Here is a 12,981-nt window from a genome sequence, read left to right as displayed (position 1 = left end):
TCTCCGACTTCCCGAACCAACGGAACGTCGGACCACGCTACCCGGTCCCGGCACGGGCACGTCAGGCCACCTGAACCTCCAGCCGCGACCCGAACTCCCGGACGGCCGCTTCCTCCCGGTACGGCTCCAGCCGCGTGCGGAAGTCCTCCAGGTACTCCGCACCCCGCCTCGACCTGAGCGTGCCCAGCAGTTCGGCGGCCGTCGTCGCCGTCTGGCAGGCCTGCTCCACCTCTCTCTGCTGTACCTGCGCCGCCGCCAGCAGCAGCAGCCCGATCGCCCGCCGGCGCGCCTTGCCCGCGGGCAGCCCGCGCAGGGCCTCCTCCGCGCGCCGGCCCGCCGCCTCGGCCTGGCCGAGGTCCCGGTGGCAGTGGGCGAGCTCGTCCGCCAGGTAGGCCTGGTCGAAGTGCCGGATCCACACCGGGTCGTCCCCCGACTCCGGCTCGGCCCGCTCCAGCGCCGTGATCGCCCGCCCCGACAGCACCGCCGTGGCGCGGGCGTCGCCCAGCAGCGCGTGCCCTCGCGCCTCGGCGGCGTAGAACATGGCCTCCACCCTCGGGGTGACCTGCCCCCGCGTGCCCTCCTGCGCGGCCCGCGCCAGCTGCGCGATCTCGCGCGGGTTGCCCAGCTCGGCGGCGAGGTGGCTCATGGACGCGGCCAGCACGTAGCCCCCGTACGCGCGGTCGCCCGCGGCCTGGGCCAGGCGCAGGGCCTGGATGTAGTAGCGCTGGGCCAGGCCGGGCTGGCCCGTGTCCACCGCCATGTACCCCGCGAGTTCGGTGAGCCGGGCGACGGCCGCGAACAGGGCCCGCCCCACCGGCTCCCGGTAGGCGCCGCCGATCAGCCCGGAGACCACGGAGTTGAGGTAGTGCACCACCACGGGGCGTACGTGCCCGCTGCCGAAGCGGTGGTCGAGCTCGGTCAGCGCCTGCGTCGTCGCGCGGACGGCCTCCACGTCGGACAACCCCACCCGGGCCCCGCCGTTGCGGGCCACCTGCGGGTCGGCTCCGGTGATCAGCCAGTCGCGGCTGGGCTCGACGAGCGCGGAGGCGGCCACGCTCGAACCGGCGAGGAAGTCGCGGCGCCCGACGTCGCTGCGCCACAGCTCGCAGACCTGCTCGATGGCGCCGACGACGGTCGGGGAGAACTGCAGGCCCACCCCGGAGGCTAGGTTCTTGCCGTTGGCCATGCCGATCTCGTCGATGGTGACGGTCCGGCCGAGTTTGCGGCCGAGGGCTTCGGCGATGATGCCGGGCGCCCGGCCGCGCGGCTGCTGGCCGCGCAGCCAGCGGGCCACGGAGGTCTTGTCGTAGCGGAGATCGAGGCCGTGCTCGGCCCCGCACATGTTGACGCGCCGGGCTAGCCCGGCGTTGGAGCACCCGGCTTCCTGGATGAGCGCCTGCAGCCGTTCGTTCGGCTGACGGGCGACGAGAGGCCTGGCTGCCATTGAAAACCCCCTGAAGCCACGGGAGAGCGTTGGAATGATCACTTCCCGCCTGATGTGCGGAGAATCTTCGTCTCTGCGTCGTGTCGTTACCCAACGGCCGCGCCCCGGCCTCCTACGCGCCCCCGTACATGCACCGGTGCGCCCCACGTGCAGGATCGATGCACCGCCCACCGGCTGGTTTACGCCCGTAACCCCCGGTGACGGCGGGAGTTGTGATGGGCGTGGAAGAGACCATCGGAGTCACGGAGACCGCACCCATCCCCAAGCAGCGGGGGGAGCAGCTGGTGGACCATGCCGTGCGGTACGCGGAAGAGCGGCACTGGGACGTCTTCGCGGGTACGTGGCTGGAGCCCGGCGACGGCCGTGAACTGTGCTCCTGCGGAGCGGCGGACTGCCCGGCACCCGGCGCGCACCCGGCGGTGAAGGACTGGGCGGGGCTGGCCTCGGGCAGCGCGGTCGGCGTGCGCCGGATCTGGGCGAAGCACCCGAGCGCCTCGATCCTGCTGCCGACGGGCCGTACCTTCGACGTGCTGGACGTCCCCGACTCCGCCGGTTTCCTGGCACTGGCGCGGCTGGAGCGGATGCAGCGCACCCTCGGGCCGGTCACCCTCACCCCCGGTCACCGGATGCTGTTCTTCGTCCTGCCCGGAGCCGGGGCGAAGGTGGCGGACCTGGTGCGCAAGCTGGGCTGGCTCCCGCACGCCATCGACCTCGCCGCGCGGGGCGAGGGCGAGTACGTGGCCGCGCCGCCCACCCGCTTCGGCGGGAAGGGGCCGGTGCAGTGGGCCCGTAAGCCCACTCCGGCGAACCGGTGGCTGCCGGACACCGAGGAGCTGATCGACGCCCTCGCGTACGCGTGCGGCAGCGAGGCCGCGGCCGCCCGGGGGCGCCGCCAGGCCTGACACCTGACATTCGTGTCCGTCGGTTCATGACATACGTAACTGCCGCCCTCTCCCCCCTCCTCCTAAGGTGAGGAAAGTAGGACCAACGGGGATGAGAACGAGAGGCAGGCGCATGCCGGACCAGGGCTATGCGGCAGGCGGCACGAACGGGACGGACGGCGCGCGACCCGCGCCGTCCACCGCGGCGGTACGCGTGGAGGGACTGTGGAAGCGCTTCGGCGAGCAGGTGGCGGTCGGGGGGATCGATCTGGAGCTGCCCGCGGGCCGCTTCATCGGACTCGTCGGCCCCAACGGCGCCGGCAAGACCACCACGCTGTCGATGATCACCGGGCTGCTGCGCCCGGACATGGGCCGGGTGATCGTCGCCGGGCACGACGTGTGGGCCGACACGGTCGAGGTGAAGAAGCGCATCGGCGTGCTGCCCGAGGGCCTGCGGATGTTCGAGCGCCTCTCCGGCCGCGAGCTGCTGGGCTACATGGGCCGGATGCGCGGGCTCCCCGGCGAGGAGACCGACAAGCGGGCCACGCAGCTCCTCGACGTCCTTGACCTCGCGGGCTCACAGCACAAGCTGGTCGTCGACTACTCCACCGGCATGCGCAAGAAGATCGGCCTGGCGGCCGCGCTCCTGCACAACCCCGAAGTCCTCTTCCTGGACGAGCCGTTCGAGGGCGTCGACCCGGTGTCGGCGCAGACCATCCGCGGGGTGCTCGAACGGTACACCGCCTCCGGTGCCACCGTCGTGTTCTCCTCCCACGTGATGGAGCTCGTCGAATCGCTCTGCGACTGGGTGGCCGTGATGGCCGCCGGGCAGATCCGCGCCGCCGGCCCGCTGGCCGACGTACGGGGCTCCGCGCCCTCCCTGCAGAGCGCCTTCCTCGAACTCGTCGGCGCGCAGAACCGCGGCTCCGGGGAATCCCTCGACTGGCTCGGCGGCGCACGATGAGCGCCACCGGCACCCTGACCACGACGGCCCCCGTGAGCGGAGCCTCCGAGGTCCCCCTCACCCCGCTGTTCGTCCGGCTGAAGCTGTCCCTGCTGCGCAACGGCCTCAAGGGCTCCTCGAAGCGCAAGGCCGTCTGGATCAGCAACCTGGTCTTCTGCCTCGTCGTCGGCCTCTTCGCCGCCCTGGGCCTGTCCATGCTGCACGGCCACGCCCACGCCGGCACCGCCGTCGTGCTGCTGAGCGCGCTCCTGGCCCTCGGCTGGACCTTCATGCCGCTGTTCTTCCCCACCGGGGACGAGACGCTCGACCCGAGCCGGCTCGTGATGCTGCCGCTGCGCCCGCGTCCGCTGGTACGGGCCCTGCTGGCCTCCTCGCTCGTCGGCATCGGCCCGCTGTTCACGCTCTGCCTGGCCGTCGGCTCGGTGGTGGCGGTGGCCCGCGGCGCGGCCGGCGCGGTGGCGGCGGTGGTCGCCGTACCGCTGCTGCTCCTCGGCTGCGTGGCGCTCGCCCGCGCCGTGGCCACCGCGAACGTACGGCTGCTGTCCAGCCGCAAGGGGCGCGACCTCGCGCTGCTGAGCGGGCTGCTGATCGCGGTCGGCGGGCAGGCGGTCAACTTCGGCAGCCAGCGGCTCTTCCAGCAGGGCGGCCTGGGCCAGCTGGAGCCGGCCGCGGCCGTGGTGCGGTGGCTGCCGCCCGCGACGGCCGTCGGCATGGTCGACTCGGCCGGCCGGGGCGCGTACGCGGAGGCGGCCGGCCAGCTGGTGCTGACCCTGGCCGCGCTGGCGGGGCTGCTGTGGTTCTGGGAGCGCAGCCTGACCAAGCTGATGGTCACCCCCGACGGCTCGACCCTCGCGGCCGCGACGCCGCGCAAGGAGCGGGACGGCGCGGGCGGCGTCTGGTCCTTCCTCCCGGGCGGGCGCACGGGCGCGGCCATGCAGCGCACCCTGCGCTACGTGGTGCGCGACCCGAAGACGAAGTCCGCCTGGGTGACCGGGCTGGCGGTCGGCCTGATCATCCCGGTCTTCAACGCCCTTCAGGGCACCGGGTCCGTGTACCTGGCCTGCTTCGGCGCGGGGATGCTCGGGATCCAGATGTACAACCAGTTCGGGCAGGACACCTCCGCCTTCTGGATGGTCGCCCAGACGATCTCCGGCCCGCGTGACGCGTACGAGGAACTGCGCGCCCGCGCCGCCGCCCTGGCCCTGATCACCCTCCCGTACACGGCCCTGGTCACGGCCGTCACCGCCGCCCTGCTCGGCGACTGGGCCGGCTTCCCGGGGGCCCTGGGCCTCTCCTTGGCCGTGGTGGGCGCGATGCTCTGCACGGGCGCACTGGCCTCCGCGCACTACCCGTACTCCATCCCGTCGGACGGCGCCTTCAAGAACGTCGCCCCGGGGCAGGCCGGCCTGGCCTGGATGGGCATCTTCAGCGGCATGTTCGCCTCGGCGGTGATCTGCTCCCCGGTGATCGTCCTGTCGGTCTGGCTCAACTTCGCCGACGACATGCACGGCCTGCGGTGGATCCTCCTCCCGGCCGGCATCGCCTGGGGCACCCTGTCCACCTGGGCGGGCCTGCGCCTGTCGGCCCCGAGGGTGGCCCGCACCCTCCCGGAGATCCTCATGGCGGTCAGCAAGGGCTGACGCCCGCTCCCGCCCGCAGGGGGGTGGCAGGCCACGCGGCCCGCCACCCCCCTGCGGTGTTTCACGGGACGCCCCGCCCGGCCGGATGCACTCATCGCCGAACCACGGCATTTGCCCCTGCCACCCCGTCATACAAAAGTGCGTTCGATTCACATGGGTTCGGGGGGAGTTCGGGTGGGGTTCGAAGAGGAGTGGGGCTCGCTGCGCGCCGAGGCGGCGGCCTCGCGTCCGGCGGCGGCCGATCCGGAGGCCGAGGCTCGGCAGGCCGCCCGGCCTCCCGTACGAACGCGGCCGGCGCGCGGACCACGTACGCGCACGACCCCCTCTCCCGCCTCGTGCGCAAGGAGACGGCGGACGGCACCACCTCCTACTCCTACGACGCCTTCGGCGAACTGGCCCTGGCGGTCCCCCCGGACGGCACCAGGCTCACCCGGGAACGCGATCCGCACGGCCGCCTCCGCTCGGAGACGGTGGACGGACGCACGACCACGTACGCGTACGACGCCCTGGGCCGCCGCACCGTCCGCACCACACCGGGTGGCGCCCGGTCCGAGTGGACGTACGACGCGGCCGGCCGCCGCGCCTCGCTCACGGCCTCGGGCCGCACGATCGCCTTCGAGCGCGACGCGGCGGGCCGGGAACTGACGCGCACCCTCGGCGCCGGCCTCTCCCTCACCCAGGAGTACGACCCCCTCGGCCGTCCTCACCGATCAGCACGTGATCGGCGAGGACGGCCGCACCCTCCAGCGCCGCGGCTACGCGTACCGCGCGGACGGCGCCCTCACCTCGGTGGCCGATGCCCTCGCCGGGCCCACGGCCTTCACCCTGGACCGGGCGGCCCGCGTCACGGCCGTCGACGCGGCGAACTGGTCGGAGCGCTACGCGTACGACGACGCCGGCAACCAGACCAGCGCGGCCTGGCCGACCCACCACCCGGGCACCGAGGCCCACGGCCCCCGCACGTACACGGGCACCCGGATCACCTCCGCCGGAGCGGTCCGCTACGAGTACGACGCCCTCGGCCGCCGCACCTCAAAGCAACGCCTCACCCCCACCGGCGAGGTGGCGGAGCAGACCCTCTTCACCTGGGACGGCACCACCCTCTGCGAGGAGACGGCCGGCCCGGTCACCCTCACCTGGACCCACGACGGCCTCCACCCCCTCACCCAGGCGGAACGCGTCCTCGGCACGACCGACGAACGCTTTTTCGCCATAGTCACCGACCTGATCGGCACCCCACGGGAACTGGTCTCCGAGTCGGGCGAGATCGCCTGGCGCGCCCGCTCCACCCTCTGGGGCACCACCACCTGGACCCGCGACGCGACGGCCTACACCCCCCTCCGCTTCCCGGGCCAGTACTTCGACCCCGAGTCGGGCCTCCACCACAACTTCTTCCGCACCTACGACCCCGAAACGGCCCGCTACCTCACCCCGGACCCCCTGGGCCTGTCCCCGGCCCCGAACCCGGCGACGTACGTCGACAACCCCCACACGTGGTCGGACCCTTACGGCCTCGCCCCGGAAGGCTGCCCAAGGGACCGTTCGACTTCAGGAAGCCCCACCCGGACCACCCCCCGAGCGCGGCGCTCGTCGAGGCGATGCGGGCGGCACCCCACGGGGATTACATCGACTACACCGAGATATCAAGCTATATCGCAAGGCACGCGTCCGGCGAGGGGAAGATTGTTCACCATGTGACGCCGTCCGGAGAGCTAAGGACTCCGGAGCTGGGCGGATCACGGACGGAAGAATACCTATTCCATCAGATTTACACTGACGGCCGATATGCATACGATCCAACGCTTTCACCCGACCCAATCCCACTCGGCGACTACGAACGGGCACTCAGGAGTAAGAATCCGGGGGAACGAGTCATCCGATTGGATGGCGAATACGATCTCAGGAACCCACACACTCAGAGGAATTGGCGGAAGTGAATCAAGACAACGACCTCACACGAACAGGTCGGACCAGACGAGCGGTGGCGATCCTCAGGCGTTTTGCCCCGCTCGCCTGGTACCGGATGCCTGTCGAGCGTCATGAATTCGGGTACCTGCAGGTGGCACACCTGGGCTGGCGTTTCATCGAGCCTCATGACGAGTTCAGGCCCGTCTTCGAGGAAGCGGTGCGCGACGCGCCCCGCCAGCTCGACTGGCGGTTCAAGGTCAAGAGGAACTGGCTGATCCTTCCCGTCCGCCTCACTGAGGAGACGGCGCGGTGCGGGGACAATTTCAGCGAGGCGCAGTCCCGACTCTTGGCGGATCAGGAGTTCTGCCTCGCCACGTGTGCGGACCTGGAACTGATCCTGCAGGCGTTGGATGCCGCCGCGCCTGCCGCTCCGGCTGCCCCGGAAACGCCCTAGGCCGGGGCCGGGCCGGTAGGTAACGTGGGGATCTTCGGGTGCCGTTGGGGCCCGGAGTACTTCGAGGTGTGCGGCTGTGGTTGTGCGTGAGTTGGCTGCCGTGTGGAGTCTGCCGGCCGGGGATGCGCGGGCATTGTGGTGGAGCGTCGGGGCTCGGGGGGAGCTCGGCGTGGTGCGGGTGGATGGGCGGGGGCTCAAGCGGTCGGACTACATCGCCGGGTGGGTCGGGTGGGGTGCCCCGGAGCCGTTCGACGCCGAGTTGGAGGTGTTCGGCGCCGACGGGCGGCTCCAGCGGCGCGTGGCCGTGCGGGGCGTGCCTCCGCACATCAGCCATCTCGCCCTGCTGCCCGGCGACCGGTTCCTCCTCGTGTCGGGCCGTTCCGGCCAGGACCGGAAGGGCCGTTGGGCCGACAACGCGTACGTGTACGACCGCGACGGGCGCCGCGAGGGCGCGTTCTGCATCGGTGACGACGTCCAGGTCGTCGTCGGCGGTCGCCGCGGCGGGATCTGGACCGCCTACGGCGACGAGGGCATCTTCGGCCACCACCCCGAGTCCCGCGGCGCGCTGGCCGGCTGGAACAGCCTGGGCGACGCCGTCTGGACGCCCCGTACGCCCTTCCCCGCCGGCCCCGTGGAGGGTCTCACCGGCTGCACCGAGGGCGACCGGGTGTGGCTGGCCTGGTACTGCCGCGAGGGGACCTTCCTGAGCCGGATCACGCCGTCCACCGGCGAAGTCACCACCTTCCGCAGCCCGGCGGCCCGGATCGACGGCTGCGCCGTGCGCGGCGACCGCGTCGTGCTGAGCTGCCGTGATCACGACCGGCCCACGGTCAGCCTGACCCGCGCCGTCCTCGTCGGCGGGGCTCTGGAGGCCGTCGCCGAGGAACGGGTCACGGTGCCGGGCCCGGTGGTGAAGCACTGCGGTCAGGGCCGGGACGGGGTGTTGTGGCTGCGGGCCGGGGACTCCTGGGTGCGCGTGGAGGCCTGAGACGGGCGCGGGCGGCCGGTGTCAGTGGGGGTCGCTACGTTCGGGGCATGTCGATCTCCGTACATCTGCGCGACTCCGTGGTGCTGCCGGGTGGGGGCGCCCTCGTCAACGGCTACGGCTTCGAGAGCCGGGCGGGCGGCCCGCGCCGGGCCCTGCTGCCGCACGGGCACGAGCTGGAGGTCCACGACCTGGACGGGCTCTTCGCGGGCGGGCGCGCCCCGGTCGCCACCTTCCCGCTGCCCTGGCCCGGCTGGGACCGCGGGGTCCACTCCGTGAGTCCGGACGCCTCGTACGCCGTGTTCTCGGGCCAGCGCGCCGTCCGGGCCGTCGGCGCGGGAGGGGAGACCCTCTGGGAGTACCGGCACGACTGCTGGGGGCCCGAGCTCGGTCACCCGCACACCGGGGACGAGCAGGAGGTGTGCCGGGGCCTCGAACACGGCTCCTGCCGGGTCTCGGACGATGGCCGCTCCGTCTGGGCGCATGTCGTGATCGGCGAGCAGGAGCACTGGGTCGTCCTCGACGCCGGGGACGGCCGGGAGCTGGCCCGCCTGCCCCTGGACAGCGCCGCCGCCGGCTCGCACCACCTCTCCCACCCGGACGGTGTGCACATGGGCCTGTCCATCGGGATGGGCCAGGACGGCATCCTGCTCCACTGGGCCCGGTGGGACGGCGAGCAGCTGGTCGACTGGGACCTCAACGAGTCGATGGACCGCATCCTGATGGACGTCCACCCGGGCCACCGGGGCTTCCTCACGGTCGAGCACTACGGGAGCGACCTGCGCCTGCACACGCTGGACGGTGACGTCCTCGCCACGGGAACCCCGGATCCGGCCGGCGCGGACGAGGACCAGCCCTGCTGGGACTACGGCTGCGGCTTCGTCGACGCCGACACGGTCATCGCCTCCACCGTCGACTGCGACCACGACGAGGACCCGGAACTGTCCCGCCACTGGCTGCTCGACGCCCGCACCCTGGAGGTCCGCGGCCGCGTCACCTACCCCGGCACCCCCGCCACCGGCTACCTGCTCCCCCTCGGCGACGGCACCTGGCTCACCCACGACGGCAAGACCCAGACCCTCAACCGCTGGACCGAAGCGACGGCATGACGGACGTCACATGCAACGGGTGGGCGGCTGCGGACACTACCCAGTGTGGACCACCAACTGTTCGCGGAAATCTACGATGCCCACGCCGGAGCCGTGTACGCCCACGCCATCCGCATGACCGCGGACCGTGCCGGGGCCGAGGACATCGTCTCCCTCACCTTCCTTGAGGCATGGCGGCTCCGCGATTCGTTCGACCGTGTGATCAGCCATCGGGCATGGCTCTTCGGGATCGCCACGAACGTCATACGGAACACTCGCCGGGCGGCACGTCGCCACAGCGATGCCATGGCCCGCTTACCTCCGCCCGGCACCGTTCCCGATCCGGCGGACACGGTCGTGTCCCGCATCACCGATGCCGATCGGGCTTCGGCCGCCCTGGCGGTCCTGAACCGGCTGCGGCGCGCGGACCGCGAAATCCTCGTTCTCCACGTGTGGTCCGGTCTCAGCCATGACGAGGTGGCGCAGGCCTGCGGGGTATCGGTGGGCACCGTGCGCTCCCGCCTCTCCCGTGCCCGCGCACGCCTGCGCAAACTCGCAGCCGCCCACCTCGCTGAGCCGCGGGCCTCCCGACGCGCCCCCGCGTCTCGAACCGCTCGGGAAGGAAACCTGTGACCGCCGACGACGCACGCCCCGTCCCGACCGACCGCACGGAGACCCTCGGGCGTCTGACCGGGCTTTCCGACGCGGACCTGCCGTTCCACGGGCGTCAGCGGATCAAAGAACACCTCATGCGCGAAACGACGAGCGGCACGCTCCCCGCACGGGCCCGCTCGCGTCGCCGACTGCCGCTGTTCCTCGCGGCCGGGGCCGCCACCTGTGCGGCGGCCCTGGCCGTCGCCCTCGGCGTGAGCGGCTCCGGCGAGCACCACGCCAGCGCCCGGCCGGAACCGGCGGCCGTCCGGCTCTTGGACCGCGTGGCCGTGGCAGCCCAGGCGGTGCCAGCGCCGACCATCCGGGACGGTCAGTTCCTGTACACCAGGACGAAGGGACACTCCACAGCCCTCTCCGAGAGCGAGGGGGGCGCGATGAGAGCATCCCGAACAGATGAATCGGCCGAACGCTGGGTCTCCGTCGACGGATCGGTCGGCACGCTCACGCGCACCGCACGGGGCGAGAAGAGCGACCCCGCGCCGGGAAGGGACACGGCCACCCTCAACGGCCCCACCTACCGCTTCCTGGAGTCCCTTCCGACCGATCCCGGCCGGCTGCTGGAGAGGATCTACGCAGACGCCCGCCTCGACCACGGCTCCGACTCGGGATCGACCACCGGCCCCGATCAGGAAGCGTTCGTCGCCATCGGTGACCTCCTGCGGACGGTCGAAGCACCGCCCGGCGTGAGTGCCGCGCTCTACCGCGCGGCAGCCCGCATCCCCGGCGTCGTGCTGGTACCCGAGGCGACGGATGCCACGGGGCGCCCGGGAGTCGCCGTCGCCCGCGTCCACAACGGCGAGCGCACCGAGTGGATCTTCGACAGGCAGAGCCTGCGCCTGCTCGGCGAACGCACCGTGATGCTCAAGGACAGCGCCTGGGGAAAGGCCGGCACACCGGTGACGTCCGTAGCCATCATCGGCCGGGGCGTCACGGACGCGGCCGGGCGGACACCGGTGCCCGGCGGATGACCGGTCGGCACCGACTCGATGGGCCGAGGCGCTCGCCGCGTGCGGTCCACACCCGGGATCAGAGCGCTGGTGGAGCGCACTCCACCCAGAGCAGCTTCCCCGCGTGCGCCCCGCTCAGGCGGTACGAGCCGTAGCGGTCCGCGCAGAGCCGTACGAGGACCAGGCCGCGGCCGCCCTCCGCGTCCCGGTCCGGTTCCGGGCCGAAGGGGGACGGGATGTCCGGACCGGTGTCCCAGACCCCGACCCGCAGCCGCCCGGCGGCCATCGCCCGCAGCCGGAGCGCGCAGGGGCCGCGGGTGTGGCGGTAGGCGTTCGACACCAGTTCGCTCGTGAGCAGTTCGGCGGTGTCCGCGAGAGCGGTCATGCCGTGGCGGTGGAGCACGGCCCGCAGGGTGGTCCGGGCGATGCCCGCGGCGCGGGGATCGTGCGGGAGGTGGAGGGTGTAGGCCCAGGACGGAGTTACGGTAGCGCCCATGGAAGTCTCCGATCGAGGAGGAGAGTTGGACCCTGTGCATGCGGTGCCCGGTGACCAGGTCGCTCCGTCGAGCGGGGTTCTTCCAGGCGGTGGCCTGAGACCCAAAGTAGCGGGCAGATGTAATGCATTTCATCGGCTCCGCGTTATTCATTACATGACCACTCGTGTGAGTGACCGCAGCCCGGGGAGCAGCCTTTGAGCGCCGTCACGGCGCGCCAGCTCCGCTTCGGCGCGGAGCTGCGCAAGCTGCGCGAGCGCGCCGGGCTCAACGCGACCGAGGCCGCGGGGCATCTGGGCATGCGCCAGAGCCAGATCAGCAACCTGGAGGCCGGGCGGATCGGCGCCAGCCCCGAGCGCGTACGGGCCCTGGCCGCGCTCTACGAGTGCACCGACCAGCCCTACGTCGACGCCCTGGCGGCCATGACCGGCGAGCGCAGGGGCGTCGGCTGGTGGGAGGGCTACCGCGAACTGCTGCCGGCGGCGTGGCTGGACCTCGCGGAGCTGGAGCACCACGCGCACACCCTGCGGGGAGCGATCACCGTGCACATCCCCGGACTCCTCCAGACGCCCGAGCACGCGCGCGAGGTCTTCCGTCAGGCCGTTCCGGCGCTACCTCCACCGGAGATCGAACACCGCGTCTCGTTCCGGGTGAAACGCCAGCGCATCCTCTACGCGGACACCGCGACCCCGTATCAGGCCATCGTCCACGAGGCGGCGCTGCGCATCGCCGTCGGCGGGGCGGCGGTCGCCGGTGCCCAGCTGAAGCACCTGCTGGAGATGGGCGAGCACGAACACATCAGCGTCCGGAGCATCCCGTTCTCGGCCGGTGCCATCCCGGGGTCCGGGCAGTCCATCTACTACGCCCACGGACCGGTCCCGCAGCTCGACACCGTCCACCTCGATCAGTCACACGGGTTGAGTTTCCTGGACGCCGAGCCCCAACTCGACAAGTACCGGACCCTCTTCGAGCGTCTGGAGACGATCGCCCTCAGCCCTGCGCGGACGCGTCAGATGATCCACGCCATCGCCCGGAACCTCTGAAAGGGGTCATCAATGTCACCGGAAGACTGGCAGCGTTCGTCCTTCTGCGCCGAGGGCGACTCCTGCGTCTACGTGGCCAGGCCCCACGAAGACCGGGTGCTCATAGCCGACAGCCCCGCCCCCCGCACCACCCTCGCCCTCTCCCCCGCCGCCTGGACCGTCTTCCTCGGAGCCGTCCGGAGCAACGGGGCCTGAAAACGCCGACGGGGCGGCGTCTCCCGCGTCGGTGGCGGGGTACGCCGCCCCTGGGGCGGGACGGGGTGCGGGGCGTGGCCCGCGCTGTCACGGCGGTTACTTCGGGTCGGTGTTGAACCTGGCGGTCGACCAGAGGTAGCCGAGGACCGTGAGGCCGACGCACCAGGCGACGGCGAGCCAGCCGTTGTTGCCGATCCCGGTGCCGAGGAGGAGGCCGCGGAGGGTTTCGATGGCGGGGGTGAAGGGCTGGTACCGGGCGATGGGCT

At 72.2% G+C, this 12,981-nt stretch carries 12 protein-coding genes and 2 pseudogenes; 11 read left to right on the top strand and 3 right to left on the bottom strand.

The annotated features are described in order from the left end of the window. Window positions 1–61: 61 nt before the first annotated feature. Window positions 62–1,444, bottom strand: coding sequence for a transcriptional regulator (locus tag ACZ5D2_RS37905; protein WP_468935916.1), 1,383 nt, complete (start codon window positions 1,442–1,444; stop codon window positions 62–64). Window positions 1,445–1,659: 215 nt separating this feature from the next. Here ACZ5D2_RS37905 and ACZ5D2_RS37900 point away from each other — a divergent pair, with 215 nt between their 5' ends. The 9 genes and pseudogenes from ACZ5D2_RS37900 (at window position 1,660) to ACZ5D2_RS37860 (ending at window position 11,004) form a co-directional block, all read left to right on the top strand. After that, on the top strand, window positions 1,660–2,346 hold the full coding sequence (locus ACZ5D2_RS37900; protein WP_371677317.1) for a bifunctional DNA primase/polymerase: 687 nt from the start codon (window positions 1,660–1,662) through the stop codon (window positions 2,344–2,346). 112 nt (window positions 2,347–2,458) lie between these two features. After that, window positions 2,459–3,289 (top strand): ABC transporter ATP-binding protein, encoded by an 831-nt coding sequence (locus tag ACZ5D2_RS37895; protein WP_266840863.1) that lies wholly within the window; start codon window positions 2,459–2,461, stop codon window positions 3,287–3,289. After that, complete coding sequence (locus ACZ5D2_RS37890) at window positions 3,286–4,929, top strand: transporter (protein WP_468935911.1); 1,644 nt, start codon at window positions 3,286–3,288, stop codon at window positions 4,927–4,929. Before ACZ5D2_RS37895 ends, ACZ5D2_RS37890 begins: the two co-directional genes overlap by 4 nt. A 257-nt stretch (window positions 4,930–5,186) precedes the next feature. Then, window positions 5,187–6,450 (top strand): annotated as a pseudogene (locus ACZ5D2_RS37885) (RHS repeat-associated core domain-containing protein); the annotation flags it as partial. Window positions 6,451–6,862: 412 nt separating this feature from the next. Beyond that, a complete protein-coding gene (locus ACZ5D2_RS37880; RefSeq protein ID WP_468935908.1) occupies window positions 6,863–7,291 on the top strand; it encodes a hypothetical protein in 429 nt (142 codons plus the stop codon). Between the two features lie 169 nt (window positions 7,292–7,460). Further along, on the top strand, window positions 7,461–8,279 hold the full coding sequence (locus ACZ5D2_RS37875) for a hypothetical protein (RefSeq protein WP_468935905.1): 819 nt from the start codon (window positions 7,461–7,463) through the stop codon (window positions 8,277–8,279). Between the two features lie 47 nt (window positions 8,280–8,326). Next, the gene (locus tag ACZ5D2_RS37870) at window positions 8,327–9,385 is read left to right on the top strand and encodes a hypothetical protein (RefSeq protein ID WP_468935903.1); all 1,059 of its coding nucleotides are present in this window, start codon (window positions 8,327–8,329) and stop codon (window positions 9,383–9,385) included. A gap of 45 nt (window positions 9,386–9,430) precedes the next feature. Further along, window positions 9,431–9,997, top strand: coding sequence for an RNA polymerase sigma factor (locus tag ACZ5D2_RS37865; protein ID WP_468935900.1), 567 nt, complete (start codon window positions 9,431–9,433; stop codon window positions 9,995–9,997). Next, window positions 9,994–11,004 carry a CU044_5270 family protein gene (locus tag ACZ5D2_RS37860; protein ID WP_468935897.1) on the top strand — a complete coding sequence of 337 codons (1,011 nt, stop codon included), beginning with the start codon at window positions 9,994–9,996 and terminating at the stop codon, window positions 11,002–11,004. Before ACZ5D2_RS37865 ends, ACZ5D2_RS37860 begins: the two co-directional genes overlap by 4 nt. A gap of 58 nt (window positions 11,005–11,062) precedes the next feature. On the opposite strand, the gene ACZ5D2_RS37855 is transcribed toward ACZ5D2_RS37860, so the two are convergent. Then, window positions 11,063–11,479 (bottom strand): ATP-binding protein, encoded by a 417-nt coding sequence (locus ACZ5D2_RS37855; RefSeq protein WP_468935895.1) that lies wholly within the window; start codon window positions 11,477–11,479, stop codon window positions 11,063–11,065. 195 nt (window positions 11,480–11,674) lie between these two features. On the opposite strand from ACZ5D2_RS37855, the gene ACZ5D2_RS37850 reads away from it, so the two are divergent. Beyond that, window positions 11,675–12,520, top strand: a complete 846-nt coding sequence (locus ACZ5D2_RS37850; protein WP_468935892.1) for a helix-turn-helix domain-containing protein — start codon at window positions 11,675–11,677, stop codon at window positions 12,518–12,520. A gap of 12 nt (window positions 12,521–12,532) precedes the next feature. After that, window positions 12,533–12,715 (top strand): DUF397 domain-containing protein, encoded by a 183-nt coding sequence (locus ACZ5D2_RS37845; RefSeq protein WP_468935889.1) that lies wholly within the window; start codon window positions 12,533–12,535, stop codon window positions 12,713–12,715. Between the two features lie 96 nt (window positions 12,716–12,811). Here the strand turns inward: ACZ5D2_RS37845 and ACZ5D2_RS37840 are convergent. Continuing rightward, window positions 12,812–12,981, bottom strand: a pseudogene (locus ACZ5D2_RS37840) (ABC transporter permease); the annotation flags it as partial.

Source organism: Streptomyces sp. NPDC031479, from assembly GCF_055581065.1.
This window is presented reverse-complemented; position numbering and strand designations above follow the sequence as displayed.